The following is a 19,725-nucleotide window of genomic DNA, read 5'->3' as shown; positions in this document are numbered from 1 at the left end:
TTTCAAATGACAACATATTTTTTCATTGCTGCAAGTGAAAAGTTTTTAACAGTGGAAGAGCCACTTGAAGAAATTTTGAAAGAGAGGGAACGAAACTATAAAGAAAACAAAAAAGAAATAGATTTCTGGCTTTTAAAAAATCCATCTTTTTTACAAACAAGACAATTTGTCGATCTAAAATCAAAGATTCCATCACCTCCGGCAGCTGTTATATCGACAGATAAAAAATTTATTACCTTCTTGAAGCTTCGTTTAGAGTTTGTTGCTGTTGGGGAATTCGAATGTCCTAATGCAGAAATAACTGATCCATTTAAAGTTGGGTAATATTAATAACCAGTAAATTGCTCAATCTATATAAATCAAATAAAATTGAAGTAATAAGCGAGCTGTTAGCAGAAGAATTAAAGATATGTCCTCCTCTTATAAATGAGAATTTAGAAATTGTTGTTCCTAATTATTTCTTGGGTAAGTGGTTAAGTGAACAAATAACTATAAAAAACAAAATAAGTGCTCTTTATGAATTAAAGACCATATCAAGTTATACCGAATCATTATTGACAAATTTTTTTCCAGGAATTGATATGAGTTTATGGAATTTTGAGTCAATTAAATGGGGCATTATTGATTCATTAGAAGAATTAAATAACTTTAAAGAATCATTTCCGCTTAGAAATTGGATTAATAAATATTTGGATAATAAAAAGACAATTGATGGAGACTTATATAATCTGACAAAAAAGATAACCAATAATTTTATTGATTATTTAATTTTTAGACCTGAAATGATTGCTGAATGGAATATAAATGAAATCAATTCACCTAATTTATTTAAGAATTTAAATTCAGATCAATTTTGGCAACCTATTTTATATAAATTATTAGAGAAAAGAATATCTGAAAAGCCTTCATGTTTATACATGATTGAATTAATACAGAATTTAAGAAAAAATAAAAACTTTCAAATTGAAGTGCCAAATCAAATTTATATTATTTCTGATAATAACTTATCCAAACTATATATAAACTTTTATTCAGAACTTTCAAAATTTACTAAGGTGAATTTATATCTTTTATCTGTAGGAGATGATTTATGGAACAGAATTAATTCTCTTGAAGGTGAGTTGGAATTTGATAATAGTGAAATTAAATTAATTTTAAATAATACGAATATTGAGAAAATATTTGGTAAATTTGGAGCAAACTTTCAAAAATTAATTGAGGAAAATATTTATAAAGAAGGTATAAATATAAAAAATAATTCAATATATATTGATCCTACAACTAATTGTTATGAGAAGAAGCATATTCCTCTTCTTAATCAAATACAAAAAAAACTAATTGATAATAATAGAAATGATTTTATAATCAATGAAAAGGACGATTCAATATTACTTTGTGAGCATTTTAATCAGAATAGTCAATTAGAATATTTAAGAAATAAAATTATAGAAATAATAAATTCTTGCGAAAAAATTAAATATAGTGATATTGCTGTACTATCTCCTCAAACTAATCTAATTAAACCTTATCTAAGGTATATATTTAATAATGATTTAGTTAATGGTGAAAAGATACCTTATTTTTTTATTGATGAGGATAATCATGATTCTTCTGATATTTATAAATTTTTAGTTGACATTACTGAAATAGCAAATGAAAAAATTACACTTGAAAAAATAAATTATATTCTTTCTAAAAAAGTAACTCAAAACATTTTTGATTTTCATATTACTGAAAAGGATGAAATTATTTTCTTACTTTCCAAAGTTGGCTTTCATTGGGGATTAGATGCCAATGAAAGATTAGGTGATGAAAATAATACTTTAGAGTGGTGCTTAAATAGAATTACTTTAGGCTTAATTTATGACAAAGAAGTCAATTTTAGTATTTTTAATTTACAACCATTTTGCTCAAAAAATATAAGTTTGGATTTGAATAAATGGGTTAGAATATTAATTCATTTAAAAAATTATATTAATTCGCTGAGGGGATCTTTTTCTTACTCAATTTGGGTTGAAAAGATAAAGTTCATATTAAAAAATATTACTTCTTATAATGGTAATTTTAATTTAGAAATAAGTGAAATAAACAGAATTCTTGATAATTACGCAACACCTTTAATATCTGATGATCTAATTTTGTTAAAAGTTTTTCGAGAGATATTAATTTCTTGCATAAATAAAGCTATATATCAAAGCAAATCACGCATCAATAAGATCTTAGTGAGTGATATTGAAAATGCTAGGCATATCCCACATAAGGTTATCTTTCTAATAGACATGAATAGTGTTTATTATCCAAAATTATCTAAAAATGAAAATATAAATTTATTAAATAATAAATATAATCTGGGTGATCCATCAGTTTTCGAAAGAGAGAAATATTCATTTCTTGAGTTATTAATTGCTTGTAGGGATAAATTTATAGTTAATTGGGTCAAGAATGATAAAAATAATAAAAAATTAGATGTTTCTTTTCCTATAAATGAGTTAATTTCTTTTTTTGATAGTTTTTTAAACCAAGGCCAAAGAGAACTAATAATTAAAGATTCCGATTTAGATGAAAAAGAAAGAATTGATCTTGATAGTTCTAAGATAATTAAAAGTAATTATTCTTTAGTAGAGGATATAGATTGGAATGAAAAAAAATTTGATATTAAAAATTACAAATTATCAGAACTGATTTATTGGTTCAAGACTCCTCAAAAATATTGGCTAAATAAAAAAAATATTTCTCCCAAGGAAATTTTTATTCATCATCCAGATGATGAGTCTGTAAGTAATCTGCAGAAGTCGCAATTAATTACAAAAATAATCAAGGAATTAGATCTTGATAATCATAACTTTATTGGTGATTTAAAAAATTTAAATATTAATAATCAGTTGGTTGAAAATGGTATTATTATGCCCAAAAATAGTATTTTCATAAAAGAAAAAGAAATTAATGATTTAATAGAGAGTCTTTCTAAAAGTTTTAGTCAACATAACAAGATTAATAGAATTTATGTTAAATCGAATGCCAATAAAGAAGAATATTTCATTACTGATGACACCGTAATTGAATTAATTCATTCGAAACTAAGTTTGAGTCGTTTGATAGAGGCTTGGATAAAATTACTCTTCATTTCTGCTTTAAAAAAGAATATAAAAAAGACTAAAGTAATTTTCAGAACAGAAAATCATTATAAATCGCAAATCATTCAATCACCCGGAGTGATAGAGTCAAATTTAATATTAGAGGAATACATAAATATTTTTAAAAATTATTCTGAAAAATGTTTACCTCTCCCTCCAGAAAGTAGTTATAAATATGTAGAAGCAAAAATAAAATCAAAAAATGAGAAAAAGGCATTTATTGATAGATGGATTGGGAATAAAACTTTTTCTAAAGGAGAAAGAGATAATATCGAAATGAAATTATGTTTTGGAAATGAAAAACACCCAGATTTCTTTTTGAGAAATAATAATTTTGATAAATTATCATTCAGATTATATGGACCTCTTATTGAAGCACTAAATAAATAATGAATAAATTTCAGTTTAAATTTTTTTTAAAAGCTGCTTATGAAACAATACTTGTTTTTTTACAGTTTTTTATTATTATCCTCCATTTTTTTCGATGGGAATTTATTCCACAAAAACAAATAATTCAAGTTAGTCCTTTTTCTTATTTGTTAGGGTCTTTAATGATAATAACCTCCTTCATAATATTATTAGTTGCAATTAAAGATCTAGGAAGAAATTTATCCCCTTTCCCAAGACCTATACACAATAGCAATCTCGTAACTACAGGTATTTATCGATTTACGCGGCATCCTATGTACTATTCATTAATATTTATTTCCATTGGATTTTTTATAACAAAGTTATCTATTTATTATTTATTTTTATTAATAAGTCTGGCTTTAATTATTAAATTTAAGATTGCTTTAGAAGAGCAATATTTAAATAATAAATTTAAGAATTACTTTCTTTATAAAAATGAGGTCAAATATTAACTTAATAAAGATATGGATATTAATGAAATTCAATTAGATAATAAATTTAAATTAGTAGAGGCAAGTGCTGGAACTGGTAAAAGTTTCACTTTAGCTCACCTAGTTTTAAGAAGTGTTTTAGAAAAAAAAATTAAACCAGATGAGATACTCTTATTAAGTTTTACAAAAAATACCTGTTCTGAATTACGAGAAAAAATATTTTTGAGATTTAAGGATTTAAAATTATATTTGCAAAATCATAATGAAAGTAAGTTAGATAATACCCTTAAGGATTGGTATCTAAAATTTAAGGAGAAGGAAAAATCTAAGGAAAAAATTATATATGAAATTGATAATTTTTTTAACGAAATTTATAAATTACAAGTAACCACATTCCATTCTTTTTGCAATAATATTATTGATGAATATAGTTTTGAAATAGGTTTAACACAAGATCCATGCATTGATAATAATATTGATAATTTGTATAAAGATGTGATAGATAATTTGTGGATTGATGATTTTCTCAATCTTAATCCTAAGCTAATTTCAGCAGTTAACAAAAAAAAAATAAGTTCTAGATTTGGAAGTAGAATCAATAAGTCATTTTTTGTGGAAATTCTAAAAAATATAGATCAAGAAAATATTTGTAAATTTCAAATAAATAATAACTATAAGATAATTGATTTAAATAATTATTTTAATGAATTTTTTTATTTAAATTGGAATGAGTTTTGTGTTGAATGGAATATTAAAGGTAAGGAATTATTTTTACAACTTATAGAGTTGGGAAAATTAATTAAGGAGAGTGGTGGTAAAAGTCAAATATATGCTGCAAAACCGAGAAATGATAAGTTTACTCAAATAAATTATTGGATTGAAGAGATTAATAAAAAAATTGATTCAAAAAATGTGATTGATTTTCTATATGAAATTTCTAAAGACGATCTTTTATTAAAATATTTTTATAAAGAAAATATTTCTAAAGAAATTAAAAAACATAATCTTAAATTAGATTTTAACAAATTTAATTTATTACAAGATAAAATTTATAAAATAAAAGAAGGATTCTATACCGAATTTGTAAGAATATTTACCCAATTAGCTTATATAAAATTAATTGAATTAAAGAAAAGTTTTTCTATTTTTAACTTCAATGATCTTATAAAAACAGTAGAAAATACATTTCTAAATTCAGAAAGTAGCAATAGTATTACTCTATCTAAAATTCAAAAAAGATTTAAATGTGTTTTTGTAGATGAGTTTCAAGATACAGATAATTCTCAATGGAATCTAATAAAAAAGTTCTTTTATACAAAGAATCATTTTTTACTTTGTGTAGGTGATCCTAAACAAGCGATTTACAAATTCAGAGGTGGAGATATTAAAACTTATTTAGATGCAAGATCGGATGCAATCGAAGTTTTTAGTCTTACAGATAACTATAGATCCTCAAAAACTTTATTAGAAGTTATTAATAAACTTTATAAGAATGGACTAAAAAAATCAGAACTAAATTATAAGAAATTAACCTCTAGAATTAATGAAAATATTAATTCTGTATTTAAATTTAATAATGTATTTGAAATTGTAGAATATTCAAATAAAGAGACTGATATAGAGGATCTTGTAACTAATTACATAGTTAACTTTATTTTTAATAATAAAATAATTGATATTAATAAAATTGCGATTCTTACATTAAATAATTTCCAATGCTTAGATTTGAAAAACAAATTAAATCAGTTTAACTTACCATGCAAAATTCAAAATAAACAAAATATTTTTGATACTGAAGCAAGTTCCCTATTACTTTTATTCATTGACTGTTTATTAAATCCGAGGGTTATTAAAAATATAAATTTGCTAGCTGCTTCAAAGTTTATAGAACTTGAATTAGAAGAATTACTTGATAATGGAATTAGTAATGATTTAGAAATTTTGATTAATAAATGCATTACTTGGTCCCTAGAACTTAGAGAAAAAGGGGTTTTAAATATTGTTAATGAACTTCTTATAAATTATAAGTCATCCTCAATTATTCAAGATTCAGATTTAAATTCAAATTTATTTCAGCTTTCAGAAATTCTTGAAATAGAATTAATGAATAATGATTTTAATCTTAATAAAGTTTCTAATTGGTATAAAAATCAGTTAGATCATTCATCAAGAATTTGTATTGGAGAAGATTTTTTGACGAAAGATAATAATCTTCAAAATGGAATAAATCTTTCTACCATTCATAGTAGTAAGGGCCTCGAATTTGATATTGTCATATGTCCATATCTCTCAATTATTTCTAATAAGTCAAATAAAATTAAAGGTCCTATTTGGAAGTCAAATATTGATAGAAACATATATATTAATATTTCTAATAATTATACGAAGGTTGAAAAATTTAAATTAATAGAAGAAGAAGATTTATTTAAGGAAAGTGAGAGGTTAATTTATGTAGCACTTACAAGAGCTAAATATAAACTTATAGTTTTTAATGATCTAGAAGATACAAATAATATATTAAATAATGATTTATTTAATAATTTCGAAAATATTAATATTTATAAGTCTAATTTTGAAGATAGTATAGAGAAAGAGAAAATTAAAGAAATTTTCGAAAAGTTCCAAATTAATCGATTTAATAATAATCTTTGGAAAATCAATAATTTTAATAAAAAAATATCTAAAAAATTTAATTCTGATCAATTCTTTTCTTATTCAAGTTATTCTTCTTGGATGCTTAAAGATAAAAATATTGATGCAGACATTAATCAATTTAAGGATTATGAAGATAATATCTCAATTATCAAAAAGTCTAATTTTAAGCAATCAAATAATTATCCCAATTATTTTTCTTATCCAAATCCATTAAGTGAATTTCCTATAGGTAATATCGCAGGGACTTGCTTGCACAAAATAATAGAAAGATTTGCATTTAGAAATGATAATAATCAAGAATTAATCAATTTAATTATTGAGGAATTGAACTTTCATCAAATAGATACTTCTTTGGCTTTGAAAGTGAAAGATGCAATTTTAAGAGTTATAAATATACCTTTAGGGAGTGAATTACAAAACAAGAAACTAGTTGATATTCCCAATGAATATTTACTTAAGGAAGTTAAATATGATTTAACACTATCTTATGAAGGTAGAAATATAAATTCTCTCGACATATCAAAATGCTTTCTTCTAGATCAGGAATATGAATTTGGTAAAGAATATGCAGATAAAATAAATGATCTTCAAATTATGAATAAAGGCTTTCATTCAGGATGTATAGATTGTATTTTCCCCGTAGGTCCTACCCTAGAAGATAGTAAATGGTGGTTAATTGATTGGAAAAGTAATTTGATTTCTGGAAGTGATAATAGTCAATGTTTACCAAGAAATTATACCCATGAAAAAATGAGAGATGAAATGATTAAACATCATTATCCCTTACAATCTCATCTTTATTTATTAGCATTGCATAGATTATTAAAGTGGCGACTTAAAAATTATCAACCAAGTAAAAATCTAGGAGGATATATTTATTTGTTTTTAAAGGGATTACCAGATCTTGAATTATTTAAAAATTCTAATTCAAATGATATATCTCCAGGTATTTTTATTAGTAATGCGCCTTTAAAGAGAATTAATTATTTGGATAAACTTTTTTAGAATGACTAAAACAACTATGGATATTGAAAAGTTCCAATTCGATCATATATTTGATTTAATCTTGGGGATATTTAAATTCAATGAAAAAAAGTATGGTAATTTTGTAAAAGATACAATAAAGATTTTATTAGAGTTTGAAAAAAACGGTGAAACTATTATTGATGTAGATAATAGTTTAATAATCTTTGAATTATTAGAAGATGGCTGGCCCAACAAACATCTAGATATTTTAAAAAATATAGGCTTGATAGGTTCCCTAAATTCTCCATTCCTATTAGTAGATAGAAAATTATCCCTTGCAAAATGGTCAACAAAGATAGAAAGAGTTATTAATTCATTTTTAAAAAAAATAGATTCTAATAATTTAATAAAAGCGATATTTTATGAAGATGATAATAAAATTGATCAAATTAAAAATATATTTAAATACTCAAACTTAATTTTTCTGCAAGGAGGACCAGGTACCGGTAAAACAACCTTAATTATAAACTTAATACTTGAACTCCTTCGAATTGATAACTTCTTAAATATTGGCTTGTCTGCTCCAACGGGTAAAGCCACAGCTCGTCTAAAAGAGGCGCTTAATGATAAAAAAAATATTTCCTTTGCCAAATACCTAGACCAAATTGAATTTCAAACTTTACATAGATGGATTTTAAATTCTCAAAATAAATCTCTTAAGTTGAAATTTAAAGTAAAGGAACTTGATATTTTCATAATTGATGAAATGTCAATGGTTAATATCGATTTGATTGAATCAGTTTTTAATTTACTAGCAAAGGACTGTAAAATTATTTTAGTTGGAGATAAAAATCAATTATCCCCAGTAAATAACTGTTCTATCTGGAATTACTTGTTTGAATATTGTGAAATTAGTTTACTTAAATCTTGTGTAGTAAATTTAGAAAAAACTTATAGAAATATTGGAGATATAGCATTAATTAGTAGTTTAATATTTAATAATGATTATTCTTTAATTAATCAAAAGATAAATGAATTAGAAAAAGATAACAAATCTAGGGAAGTTGCTATTTCAAAAAGTAAAGAAAAAGATATTCCAAAAAATCTATTATTTTCGATTACAAGTTATCTAGATAATTTAAATCTTTCAACTTCAAATTTAAGTAAAAAAAAATATATATTTGATGAGGGTATTGATAATTTATTGCTTAATGAAAAAGATTTAGTAGATAAAATATTTCTGGATTTACAAAGTCATATGATTTTATGTGAAAAAAATTCAGGAATTTGGAGTGTTGAATATTTAAATGAAATTGTTTTGGGTCAAAGAAAACCTTATGACCTTAGAACTCTTAACGAGGGTGTTCCGATCATGTGTACAAAAAATAATAATGAACTTGGATTGTCAAATGGCGATATAGGTGTACTTATAGGTTTAAAAAATGAGAGAAAATATCTTTTTAGAAAATTTAATGATAATAACGAAGAAATTGTCTCCTTAATTGATCCATCTAATTTAGAAAACGTTGTGCCAGCAATAGCCATTACTATTCATAAATCTCAAGGAAGTGAAGCTGAAAAAGTAAGCATTTTGTGGTCCCAAAAATATAGAAGAAAGCAATATGCTGAAAAAGAACAAAAAGATATTAAGAATATCTTTTGTAGAGATAATTTTGAAAGAAGATTATTTTATACTGCTGTTACAAGAGCAAAAAAATTTTTAAATATATATTATTTAGATTAAATTTTATTTTTGGGCAATTGGTAGTATTTTAACCTCAAGATGTTAGATTAATAATTCGACTCTGCAAGGCTAGTCAACAATTTAAGTAAATTTAGATATTTGTTGAATGCCTAATCAGAAGATTATTGGGCATTTAAAATGGCTTTAAAAAAAGATAATAGCTCTCTTGGTAGCGAGCAGGATAAGTTTCAGAATGAAGATAACCCCCTTCTTGAGTTAAAGAACTTAGAAAACAAAAAAGAAATTGATTCTCAACAATTGGAACTATCGAAAGGTAACGATAATGATATTGAGAATGGATTTCTAGATTTTGGATTTAATCAATCGATCTTAAATTCGTTAAGAAATAAAGGATACAAAAATCCAACTCCCATACAAAAAGCTGCAATTCCTGAATTAATGTTAGGCAGAGATTTACTAGGCCAAGCACAAACTGGAACAGGAAAGACCGCAGCTTTCGCATTACCATTAATAGAAAAACTTGCAGATAACAAAGAATTAAATGCAAAGGTTTTAGTTATGACTCCAACTAGAGAATTGGCAACTCAAGTCGCAGAATCTTTTAAAAGTTATAGTTCTGAATCTAGTAATTTCAAGACGGTTGCAATATATGGAGGTACCGACTATCGAAACCAAATTTCCGCATTGAAAAGAAAAGTTGATGTAGTAGTTGGAACCCCTGGCCGAATAATGGATCATATAAGGCAGGGAACTTTTAAAATCAAAGATATAAATTGTCTTGTTTTAGATGAGGCAGATGAAATGTTAAATATGGGTTTTCTTGAAGATATTGAATGGATAATAGATCAACTTCCGGAAAATAAGCAGATGGTATTATTTTCAGCAACAATGCCTACTGAGATTAGAAATATAGCAAAAAAATATCTAAATGATCCTGCCGAAATATTGATCAAAAGTGTCAAAAAAGAAACTCAATTAATTTCTCAGAAATTTCTATATGTACAAAGGCATCATAAGTTAGATGCTTTAAAAAGAATATTGGAACTTAATAATGAAGGAGTAATAATTTTTGTGAGGACAAAACTACTTACTACTTCAATAGCTGAAGCTTTAGAAAATTCAGGTCATACTGTAGCAGTACTCAATGGAGATATACCTCAAAATCAAAGAGAAAATACTGTAGATAGATTAAAAAAAGGATTTATTGATATCCTTGTTGCAACTGATGTAGCAGCTAGAGGATTAGATGTTGAGAGGATAAAACTTGTTGTTAATTATGATTTTCCTTTTGATAAGGAAACATATACTCATAGAATTGGAAGAACTGGTAGGGCAGGTAGATCAGGAGAGGCAATTTTATTTGTTAATCAAAGAGAAAAACATTTTCTTAGAAACTTAGAAAACTCAACGAGAACTAAGATTGAAGAAATTAATATACCAAGTAATAAAATAATAAATGAAAAAAGAATGGAGAAACTTATAGAGAACGTTAATAAGAGTTCTTTAGCTAAAGAAGAAAATGAAGAAAATAAAGCATTGATTATCGATTTACTAGATAATTTAAAAGAAAAACATTCTATGGATGACTCAAATATTGCAATGGCTGCGATTAACTTAGTAATAGGTAATAAAGCATTTTTTGTTAATGAAGATGATTCTTGGATTCATAAACAAAATAATACTGATCGAAATAGATCAAATAGAAATGGTAATAATCGGATAAGAAATTCAAATAGAAGAAATAATTATCAAAATGATTCCTTTGAAACCTACAAATTTAACTTTGGAAAATTTGATGGGATTAGAGTTGCAAATATTATATCCTCAATCTGTAATTCAACTAATATAAATGGTAGATCCATAGGTAAGATACAGATTTTTAATGATTATAGTTTGGTCGATTTACCCAGAGATCTCCATAGAGAAACTAAAAATAAATTAAAAAAAATTAAAGTCAGAAACTAAGCATAGAGAATGAAAGCTAGCAAATGTAAATTCTTTATTTTTGTGAATCTGATGATCCTATTCAACTCTTTTAATAGTTATTATTTAGCTCAAATAAAAAAAAATTCAATTATAAAATTATTTTGTCTTCAGAGTGTCAAAGAGGAAATGTTGCGAGCAGAAATGCTATATAGTGAAGAAATTGCTAATGAAACGTGTGAATGTTACTACGAAGAATTTACGCAAACTGCTAGTCATCAAGATGCAAAAACAAAATGTAAATTAGAAACTAAAAATAAATTTAAACCATAATAGAAAAAATTTAATCGTTATTTTATGAGACCTAGGAACAAGCAAAATCCAATAATTAAACTTTATTTGAATCTGATTGAAGAAAGAAGGTTACTATTTTTTGCTTTTTTAAGTTCCATAATTAATAAAATATTAGATTTAGCTCCACCAGTAATAATTGGTCTTGCTGTTGATATCGTTGTGAAGGAACAGAATTCATGGATTGCTGGTTTTGGGATAAAAGAAGTACCGGCGCAATTGATTTTTCTTGCATTTGCTTCAGGAATAGTTTGGTCTGGTGAATCCTCCTTTGAATATTTATATTCGATTTTATGGAGAAATTTGGCTCAGCTATCTCAGCATAAATTAAGAATAAAAGCTTATGCACATATCCAGGAATTAGATATGGATTTTTTTGAAAATGATAATACTGGAAGACTATTATCTATTTTGAATGATGATATAAATCAACTCGAGAGATTTCTAGACCAAGGGGCTAATCAGATTATTCAGTTATTTATAACTGTCTTAATAATTGGGGGAACAATGATTTTTGTTGCTCCAAAAATTGCTTTATTTGCTTTTTTTCCTATTCCAATTATATTTTTAGGATCAATTAAATTCCAAAGGAAGCTAGCACCAAAATATAGAGATGTTAGAAATAAAGCTGGACTATTGGCATCAAGACTTAATAATAATTTAAGTGGAATTCTGACTATAAAAAGTTTTACTAAGGAAAAATGGGAACTAAATAGATTAAATAAAGAAAGTCTCGATTATCAAAGCAGTAATAAGGCTGCAATAAAATTATCTTCAGCATTTATTCCTCTTATTAGATTCGCAATATTATTTGCTTTTATAGCAATTCTATTAATTGGAGGTTTTCAAACTTGGAATAAGACACTTAATGTAGGTACCTATAGTTTTTTAGTATTTATCACACAAAGACTATTGTGGCCTTTGACTACATTGGGGCATGTTTTAGATGATTTTCAGAGATCTATGGCATCAATAGATAGAGTAATTGATCTTATAGATACCCCTATAAAAATAAAAGATGGAAAAATAAAAATTCAAGCTAAAGATATCAGAGGAGAAATAATTTTTAATAATGTAAATTTTAATTATCCTGGAAGAAATTTAACTTTAAAAAATATAAATTTCGAAATTAAAAATAACTCAACATTAGGAATTGTTGGTTTAACAGGTTCTGGGAAAAGTACAATAATAAAACTACTGCTTAGGATTTATGATAGTAATAACGGATCAATAACCTTGGATGGGATTTCAATTAAAGAAATAAACTTGAGGGATTTAAGAAAGTGTATATCTTTAGTAGGTCAAGAAACTTATTTATTTCATGGAAGTGTACAAGAAAATATTGCTTACGGCTCTATCAACCCTAGTTTAAGAGACATCATTCAAGCTTCAAAGATTGCGGAAGCTCATGAATTTATTGAACAATTACCAGATGGTTATAAAACTATAGTGGGAGAAAGGGGCCAAAGGCTCTCAGGCGGACAACGTCAAAGAATTGCTTTGGCGAGAGCTGTTTTAAAGGATGCTCCGATATTAATATTAGATGAGGCTACAGCATCAGTAGATAATGAAACAGAGGCTTTGATTCAGAAATCATTATCTAAAATAACAAAAGAAAGAACCACAATAGTAATAGCTCATAGGTTAAGCACAATAAAAAATGCGGACAATATTATTGTTATTGATAAAGGTAAAATAGTAGAAAGTGGAAAACATGAAAGTTTACTAGATCAGAACAAGATATATGCAGATTTGTGGAATGTTCAAGTAGGCATTTAGTATGAAATTTCTAAAACTATATTAGAAAGTTAAATGATTCAATTACATTACTAAATATTCCATTAACTTTATTCCATCTCTCTTCATTTGTTCCTACAGCAAAAGTATAAAGTGTTCCTCTATCAATTACGACAGTAGCTAGTTCGTGTCTGGTCTGTTCATTTAAATTGAGTACATACTCTAAGTCATAGAATATATGATTGGATTTCTCTCTCTTATTAGTATTAATAAGTTCAACCTCTCTCCCTGAACCTTCGGGAGCAATGACTTTATCAATTAATGTTTGACCAACTTCACTTGGGCTTCCCAATTGCTCTAATTGAACTTCTTTATTAACATCAGAAATTACTAAACTTAATGTCTCATTACTATTGATTAAATCATGATAAATAATTTCAGGTCCTCCATCGACTTTTACTCGAGTCCATCCTGTTGGATACAAAAAGGCATATCTTCCATCGGGGCTTTGATAAGCTTCTAATCCTGCATTGAGACCTCCACTACAAGCGCTAAGTGTAAAACATAAAAAAATCAAAAATAAATATTTGAAAGGGTTAAATTTTATATTTTTCATTTTGTTTGAAATTACTAACTAAAAACATAATAAGACATTAAAAGCAAACAATTATGGCAATTCAGAATTTTGCGTCTAAATTATTTCTAGAAATAGTTTGATTTTGATTACTTATACCAAACCACTTTCAAAATTAATTGGTCATTTTGAGAAATTTCCAGGGATTGGTCCAAGAACAGCTCAAAGATTAGCCTTGTTTATTTTAAAACAACCTGAAAGTACAATAAGAGACTTCTCAAATGCCTTGTTAGAAGCTCGTAGTAATGTTGGTCGTTGTAAAAAATGCTTTAATTTGACTTCGGAAGATGAATGTGAAATTTGTCGAAATACTGAAAGAAACCAAAAACTAATCTGTGTAGTAGCAGAAGCTAAAGATCTACTTGCTTTAGAACGTGCTAGGGAATTTAAAGGTGTCTACCACGTTATTGGTGGTTTAATATCTCCAATGGATTCTGTTGGTCCTGAACTCTTGGAAATTAGGAGTTTAGTAGAACGAGTTAGTAAGTCTGAAATAGATGAAATCATATTGGCATTAACTCCAAGTGTTGAAGGAGACACAACAAGTCTTTACATTGGAAAATTGCTGGCCCCTTTTACTAAAGTTACGAGGATTGCTTACGGTCTGCCAATGGGCAGTGAACTTGAATATGTGGATGAAGTTACACTTGCTAGGGCCTTAGAAGGGAGAACAAAACTAAATTAGAAATGGGACAGAATAATCTAACTAAGAAAGAAAAATTTTTAAGACTCCCTTCTTGGATAAAATTTCCTATTAGTAAAGCTTCAGAGTTTGAAAAAATACAAACACTTATCAAAAAATCAAATATTCATACCATTTGTGAAGAAGCAAGATGTCCAAATAGAGCAGAATGTTATGCCTCAGGAACAGCCACTTTCTTACTGGGTGGATCGATATGTTCACGTTCTTGTGCTTTCTGTCAGGTAAACAAAGGAAGGCCTAGTTCAATAAATAAGGATGAATGTATTCAAGTCGCTGAGGCAGTAAAAGTATTAAATTTGAAATATGTTGTTTTGACATCTGTAGCTAGAGATGATCTCCCTGATCATGGTGCAAATTTATTTATATCTACAATTGATGAGATTAGAAAAATTGATTCAAAAATTAAAATAGAGGTTTTAACTCCTGATTTATGGGGTGGGGGCAAAAATTTTGTTGAAACTAATAACCTTCAGACAGAGAGATTGAAGATGATTTTAGAAAAAGAACCAATATGTTTTAATCACAATCTAGAAACTGTTGAAAGACTGCAAAAAGAAGTTAGGAGAGGTGCAAATTACAAAAAATCGCTTAGTTTACTAAAAAAGTCAAAAGATATTGCTCCTCATATTCAAACTAAATCAGGAATTATGTTAGGTCTTGGGGAAACATTGGATGAAATAAAAATGACAATTTATGATCTTAAAAAAATAGATTGTGATCAAATCACAATTGGCCAATATTTAAGGCCCTCATTCAATCATTTGGCAGTTAAGAAATATTGGGATCCATCAGAGTTTGAATATTTAGATCGCTTCTCTAAGGAATTAGGATTCAAGAAAGTATCTTCTGGCCCCTTAGTTAGAAGTAGTTATCATGCGGGTTAACTTTCTTTAATTAAAGATAGTTTCTTTTCAAGTTTTTTCAATATGGAAATACATTCCCCGTTCATAAGTGTTCCCGCACCTCCCCAGATCAATCTTAGTAAAAGATCTGCCGGGCTAGAACCAACTTCTTTCACAATTTTGAAGCCTATTAACTTGAAATATCTTACAAGTTTTTTACTATATCCTTCACTATCAAAAATAGCTAAAAGTCTTGCTTTTTTGCTTGATTTTTTTTCAATTGCCCAAGACATAGTTGTTGCCCATATTAATTCCGAAACAAAAGCGGGTGCCTTACTAAGGATTCTTAATGTATCAAGCTGAATACCTTGGTTATTTAAATAAGTCCAACCTTTCATTTCGGCCCAAATCTTAATAATGTTATCTTTCTGTTCCGCTATAACGATTCTAAAAAAGCATAAACCAAGAGTTTCTCTTACTTGAATTTTAATTACTAATCCAATAGTGCTTGCTAATTTTTCTAATTCTTCAACTTTCATGATTCTGAAAATTAATCTTTACAGATTTTATGATTTTCCACTTTTAATCTATCGATCTGTTTTTGTCTTTCTTCAAACCTTTTCCTATCATCATCACTGAATTGATCTATGCAGAAATGACATTGAATACCCTTTCTATATTCTTTTCTTTTTTGATCTTGAATTGAAACTGGCATTCCACATGCATGACAAATCGAGTAGGAGCCTTTTTCTAATTCTTGATCTAAAGCAACTCTTTTATCAAAAACATAACATTCACCCTCAAATAAGTTTTCTTCTTCTGGTATATCATCAAGGTATTGAAGGATTCCACCTTGTAGATGATAAATATTTTTATAACCTTTCTTTTTCAGCAAACTTGTAGCTTTTTCACATCTGATACCTCCTGTACAAAACATTGCTATATTTGAAGATTCTTTATTTTCTAAATGACTTTCTAAATGATCATCTACCCACTTGGGGAATTCGCTAAAGTTTCTCGTATTTGGATTTATGGAATTCTGAAATGTTCCTATGGAAACCTCATAATGATTTCTAGTATCAATGACTATTGTATTTTGATTTTTTATTAACTTATTCCAATTAGCTGAGTCAACATAAGTCCCATTATCTTGTGAAGGGTTTATTCCATTAATACCCATTGTAACTATTTCTTTCTTGATTTTAATTTTTAATTTTTTGAAGACTTTCTTTTTTGAAAAGTTTACTTTTATATTTAAATTTTTATTTTCTGTATATTTGTAAAGTAAGTTGATAACATTATCAATTAGATCTTTCTCAGCACAAATAGTTCCATTAATACCCTCACTTGCAAAAATTAATAAACCTGAAAGATCGTTTTCATTTCCGATTTCTAATAATTTATTTTTGAGATCAAAAATTAAGTTTTCTTGAAATGGGAAGAAAGAATAAAGAGAAACTATTTTATAATTTTTTCCTTTCATAAAGAGGATAATGTTTTTTCACAAGTTTCAAAATTTTTATTAAATGTTACTCCAACTTCTTTAAGAAGTTTTCTGTCTGATTGAAAAGATGGATTTGAAGTTGTAAGTAACTCATCTCCGTAAAAAATTGAATTTGCACCACATTGAAAACATAAAATTTGAGCTTCTTTTGAGAGCTTTTCTCGTCCTGCACTTAATCTTATTTTACTTTTTGGCATAAGAATTCTGGCTGTAGCTATCATTCTTATCATCTCAACAGAATCAATTTCTTTATTATTTTCTAAACCAGTACCCTCAATAGCTACTAATGAATTTATAGGAACACTCTCAGGGTGCGGATTCATATTTGACAGCACTTCTAAAAGAGATGCTCTATCTCCATTAGTTTCACCCAAACCTATTATTCCTCCACAACAAACATTTATTCCTGCATTTCTTACTCTTTTAATAGTATCCAGTCTGTCTTGATAAGTTCTAGTCGTAATAATGTTTTTATAATGCTCAGGACTAGTATCAAGATTGTGGTTATAAGCGGTCAAACCAGCATCAGCGAGTCTGGAAGCTTGATCTTCTGTAAGCATCCCAGCAGTAACGCATGCTTCCATTCCTAAATCTCTTACACCGCTGACCATCTGTAACATTGCATCAAATGATTTACCGTCTCTAATTTCTCTCCATGCCCAACCCATACAAAACCTATCTGCTCCTTCATTTTTTGCTATTTGAGCTCTTGCTAAAACCTCTTCAACTTGAAATTGTGGATGACTTTTTATATCGCTAGCACTATAAATAGATTGGCTACAATACGAGCAATTTTCCTCACATCCACCAGTTTTGACGCTGAACAATGATGCTAATTGAATGTTGTATTTGTTGAATTTCCTGTGTACGATTTGTGATTCCCACATTAAATCAATTAGAGGCATATTAAGTATTTTCGATATCTCCTCTTTATTCCAATCGAACCTAATTTCTCTTAATAACTGATTATTAAAATTAGACATTTTTGTTAAGAAGAATATTGAGAATCTTCAAAAGATTCATTTGGTAATGATTTTATACCGCCGAAACGTCGATCCCTTGATTGGTAATCAATTATTGCTTTTAAAAATTCAAACTCATTGAAGTCTGGCCAAAGTACCTCGGAGATGTAAATTTCTGAATAAGCTAATTGCCATAAAAGAAAATTACTGATCCTTTTTTCTCCACTAGTTCTTATTAGTAATTCTGGATCTTTAATGCCTCGAGTTAATAGCTCTGAATTAAATAATTCTTCATTAACTTCACTAAGTTTTATTTCACCAGAAGAACATTTTAATGCTAGTTCTTTTGCAACTTTCACTATTTCTTGCCTGCCTCCGTAATTGACGCAAACATTTAATAAAAATGCATTGTTATCTTTAGTTAGAGATTCTGAACTAGAGATTATTTTTTTTAAAGTTTCTGGGAAAGGAGTTAAATCCCCAATGAATTTAATTTTTGTTGATTCTTCATGTATCTCTTTAATTTCGTTTTTCAAAACTTCGTTAAAGAGATTTATAAGGAAGTCAACTTCTTTTGTTGGTCTTGTCCAATTCTCCGTTGAAAAAGCATAAACAGTAAGTACTTTGCAACCTAATTTTTTTGATGCTTTGAGAATTTTTTTCAAAACATCCACTCCTCTCTTATGCCCATATGTACGAGGCAAACCTTTTTTTGTAGCCCATCTCCCATTCCCATCCATAATTATTGCAACATGTTCTGGAACTTTCTGCTTATCTATTCTTTTGAATAAATCATTATTTTTTGTATCGATTATTTTTCCTAAACTCATTAGTTAGTCCTTTTTGTTAATGAAGATTTCTGATTTTTCAGTCTCTTTCCCATTAATATCACTGATAATATTATCATTTTGGGTTGTCTTTTTGGATAAGGCATTTTTACCTATAGATGGTTTACTTGTCACCATTGAGTTTTGATTTCCAATTAAATTTACAAGAAGTTCTTGTAACCTACTACTAGTGATAGGTCTTTCAAGTTTACCTTGGTTTGCTAATGATAACGTACCTGTTTCTTCAGAAACAACAATGCAAATACACCTGTCAAATCTTTCTGTAATCCCTAGTGCAGCTAAATGTCTTGTGCCGTATCTACTAATTCCTTGCCTTGACAAAGGAAGTATTACCCCAGCAGATATTATTTTGTTCCCTTTAACAAGTACTGCCCCATCATGCAAAGGGGTATCTGTTGCAAACAGATTTATTAAAAGGTCAGTTGATAATTGTGCCTCAATGTTAGTACCTGAATATAAAAAATCTTCAGGCCTTAAATCACTCCCCAAATCTACAACGATTAAAGCGCCTCTTCTATTCTGAGAGAGTTTACCTGCGGTATCAACTAACTGAGTAATAGTAGTTGATGTTGCTCTAAACTCCTTCGGTGGATTTCCTAGTAATACAGCAAGTCTCCCAGTACCTAATAATTCCATTAATCTTCTTAACTCTCCTTGCCAAAGAATTGCTAATGAGAGAGAGCAAGCGAGGACTACGGCATCAATTAATTTTGATGTTAGAGGAAGGTATGCAAATCTTTGAATAAACCATGCGGATGAGACTAAAAACAAATATCCTCTTAGGAGCCATAATGTACGTTGTTCTTTTACTCTTGAAAATAATAAAAGTCCGAAACCAACAGCAAATAAGACATCTAATAGAAGTTTTAAATTTATAATCCCCCAGAAATTCACACTAAAAACAAAATTAATTTAAATG

The 19,725-nt window shown here is 27.6% G+C and carries 16 protein-coding genes; 10 read left to right on the top strand and 6 right to left on the bottom strand.

Annotated elements, in window-relative coordinates:
* Positions 1 to 6 precede the first annotated feature (6 nt).
* From HA140_RS05955 to HA140_RS05920, 8 genes are all read left to right on the top strand, one after another.
* Complete coding sequence (locus tag HA140_RS05955; protein WP_209040194.1) at positions 7 to 324, top strand: MgPME-cyclase complex family protein; 318 nt, start codon at positions 7 to 9, stop codon at positions 322 to 324.
* Positions 325 to 341: 17 nt separating this feature from the next.
* A complete protein-coding gene (locus HA140_RS05950) occupies positions 342 to 3,524 on the top strand; it encodes an exodeoxyribonuclease V subunit gamma (RefSeq protein WP_209040193.1) in 3,183 nt (1,060 codons plus the stop codon).
* Positions 3,524 to 3,997, top strand: a complete 474-nt coding sequence (locus HA140_RS05945) for a methyltransferase family protein (protein ID WP_209040192.1) — start codon at positions 3,524 to 3,526, stop codon at positions 3,995 to 3,997. Before HA140_RS05950 ends, HA140_RS05945 begins: the two co-directional genes overlap by 1 nt.
* A gap of 12 nt (positions 3,998 to 4,009) precedes the next feature.
* Positions 4,010 to 7,636 (top strand): UvrD-helicase domain-containing protein, encoded by a 3,627-nt coding sequence (locus tag HA140_RS05940; RefSeq protein ID WP_209040191.1) that lies wholly within the window; start codon positions 4,010 to 4,012, stop codon positions 7,634 to 7,636.
* A gap of 1 nt (position 7,637) precedes the next feature.
* Positions 7,638 to 9,341 carry an ATP-dependent DNA helicase gene (locus tag HA140_RS05935; RefSeq protein WP_209040190.1) on the top strand — a complete coding sequence of 568 codons (1,704 nt, stop codon included), beginning with the start codon at positions 7,638 to 7,640 and terminating at the stop codon, positions 9,339 to 9,341.
* Between the two features lie 138 nt (positions 9,342 to 9,479).
* Positions 9,480 to 11,267: a DEAD/DEAH box helicase gene (locus HA140_RS05930; protein WP_209040189.1), complete on the top strand. Its 1,788-nt coding sequence runs from the start codon at positions 9,480 to 9,482 to the stop codon at positions 11,265 to 11,267.
* Positions 11,268 to 11,318: 51 nt separating this feature from the next.
* Positions 11,319 to 11,558 carry a hypothetical protein gene (locus HA140_RS05925; protein WP_245156206.1) on the top strand — a complete coding sequence of 80 codons (240 nt, stop codon included), beginning with the start codon at positions 11,319 to 11,321 and terminating at the stop codon, positions 11,556 to 11,558.
* A gap of 24 nt (positions 11,559 to 11,582) precedes the next feature.
* Positions 11,583 to 13,355 carry an ABC transporter ATP-binding protein gene (locus tag HA140_RS05920; protein ID WP_209040187.1) on the top strand — a complete coding sequence of 591 codons (1,773 nt, stop codon included), beginning with the start codon at positions 11,583 to 11,585 and terminating at the stop codon, positions 13,353 to 13,355.
* Positions 13,356 to 13,371: 16 nt separating this feature from the next.
* On the opposite strand, the gene psbP is transcribed toward HA140_RS05920, so the two are convergent.
* Positions 13,372 to 13,929 carry a photosystem II reaction center PsbP gene (gene psbP, locus HA140_RS05915; RefSeq protein ID WP_209040186.1) on the bottom strand — a complete coding sequence of 186 codons (558 nt, stop codon included), beginning with the start codon at positions 13,927 to 13,929 and terminating at the stop codon, positions 13,372 to 13,374.
* A gap of 103 nt (positions 13,930 to 14,032) precedes the next feature.
* Here psbP and recR point away from each other — a divergent pair, with 103 nt between their 5' ends.
* Both recR and lipA read left to right on the top strand, forming a co-directional pair.
* Complete coding sequence (recR, locus tag HA140_RS05910; RefSeq protein WP_209040185.1) at positions 14,033 to 14,632, top strand: recombination mediator RecR; 600 nt, start codon at positions 14,033 to 14,035, stop codon at positions 14,630 to 14,632.
* A gap of 2 nt (positions 14,633 to 14,634) precedes the next feature.
* A complete protein-coding gene (gene lipA / locus HA140_RS05905; protein ID WP_209040184.1) occupies positions 14,635 to 15,534 on the top strand; it encodes a lipoyl synthase in 900 nt (299 codons plus the stop codon).
* On the opposite strand, the gene HA140_RS05900 is transcribed toward lipA, so the two are convergent.
* From HA140_RS05900 to cdaA, 5 genes are read right to left on the bottom strand one after another with little or no spacing between them, the layout of a single operon-like run.
* On the bottom strand, positions 15,531 to 16,031 hold the full coding sequence (locus HA140_RS05900; RefSeq protein ID WP_209040183.1) for a hypothetical protein: 501 nt from the start codon (positions 16,029 to 16,031) through the stop codon (positions 15,531 to 15,533). The two genes, lipA and HA140_RS05900, sit on opposite strands and share 4 nt — an antisense overlap.
* 11 nt (positions 16,032 to 16,042) lie before the next feature.
* On the bottom strand, positions 16,043 to 16,975 hold the full coding sequence (locus HA140_RS05895; protein ID WP_209040182.1) for a rhodanese-related sulfurtransferase: 933 nt from the start codon (positions 16,973 to 16,975) through the stop codon (positions 16,043 to 16,045).
* On the bottom strand, positions 16,972 to 17,979 hold the full coding sequence (gene bioB, locus HA140_RS05890; RefSeq protein WP_209040181.1) for a biotin synthase BioB: 1,008 nt from the start codon (positions 17,977 to 17,979) through the stop codon (positions 16,972 to 16,974). The genes HA140_RS05895 and bioB overlap by 4 nt, the downstream gene beginning before the upstream one ends.
* Positions 17,980 to 17,984: 5 nt before the next feature.
* Positions 17,985 to 18,788 (bottom strand): isoprenyl transferase, encoded by an 804-nt coding sequence (locus tag HA140_RS05885; RefSeq protein WP_209040180.1) that lies wholly within the window; start codon positions 18,786 to 18,788, stop codon positions 17,985 to 17,987.
* Between the two features lie 3 nt (positions 18,789 to 18,791).
* Positions 18,792 to 19,700 carry a diadenylate cyclase CdaA gene (cdaA, locus tag HA140_RS05880; protein ID WP_209040179.1) on the bottom strand — a complete coding sequence of 303 codons (909 nt, stop codon included), beginning with the start codon at positions 19,698 to 19,700 and terminating at the stop codon, positions 18,792 to 18,794.
* Positions 19,701 to 19,725 lie beyond the last annotated feature (25 nt).

The organism is Prochlorococcus marinus CUG1417 (genome assembly GCF_017695975.1).
Taxonomy (GTDB): domain Bacteria; phylum Cyanobacteriota; class Cyanobacteriia; order PCC-6307; family Cyanobiaceae; genus Prochlorococcus_A; species Prochlorococcus_A marinus_AG.
The sequence above is the reverse complement of the archived record's forward strand: the minus strand, read 5'-3'. Positions and strand labels throughout refer to the sequence as shown.

What these genes read in the sequence shown, in the direction of transcription:
- HA140_RS05955 (WP_209040194.1), top strand. Translation starts at nt 7, where the DNA reads ATGACAACATATTTTTTCATTGCTGCAAGTGAAAAGTTTTTAACAGTG.
- HA140_RS05945 (WP_209040192.1), top strand. Translation starts at nt 3,524, where the DNA reads ATGAATAAATTTCAGTTTAAATTTTTTTTAAAAGCTGCTTATGAAACA.
- HA140_RS05940 (WP_209040191.1), top strand. Translation starts at nt 4,010, where the DNA reads ATGGATATTAATGAAATTCAATTAGATAATAAATTTAAATTAGTAGAG.
- HA140_RS05935 (WP_209040190.1), top strand. Translation starts at nt 7,638, where the DNA reads ATGACTAAAACAACTATGGATATTGAAAAGTTCCAATTCGATCATATA.
- HA140_RS05930 (WP_209040189.1), top strand. Translation starts at nt 9,480, where the DNA reads ATGGCTTTAAAAAAAGATAATAGCTCTCTTGGTAGCGAGCAGGATAAG.
- HA140_RS05925 (WP_245156206.1), top strand. Translation starts at nt 11,319, where the DNA reads ATGATCCTATTCAACTCTTTTAATAGTTATTATTTAGCTCAAATAAAA.
- HA140_RS05920 (WP_209040187.1), top strand. Translation starts at nt 11,583, where the DNA reads ATGAGACCTAGGAACAAGCAAAATCCAATAATTAAACTTTATTTGAAT.
- psbP (WP_209040186.1), bottom strand. Translation starts at nt 13,929, where the DNA reads ATGAAAAATATAAAATTTAACCCTTTCAAATATTTATTTTTGATTTTT.
- lipA (WP_209040184.1), top strand. Translation starts at nt 14,635, where the DNA reads ATGGGACAGAATAATCTAACTAAGAAAGAAAAATTTTTAAGACTCCCT.
- HA140_RS05900 (WP_209040183.1), bottom strand. Translation starts at nt 16,031, where the DNA reads ATGAAAGTTGAAGAATTAGAAAAATTAGCAAGCACTATTGGATTAGTA.
- HA140_RS05895 (WP_209040182.1), bottom strand. Translation starts at nt 16,975, where the DNA reads ATGAAAGGAAAAAATTATAAAATAGTTTCTCTTTATTCTTTCTTCCCA.
- bioB (WP_209040181.1), bottom strand. Translation starts at nt 17,979, where the DNA reads ATGTCTAATTTTAATAATCAGTTATTAAGAGAAATTAGGTTCGATTGG.
- HA140_RS05885 (WP_209040180.1), bottom strand. Translation starts at nt 18,788, where the DNA reads ATGAGTTTAGGAAAAATAATCGATACAAAAAATAATGATTTATTCAAA.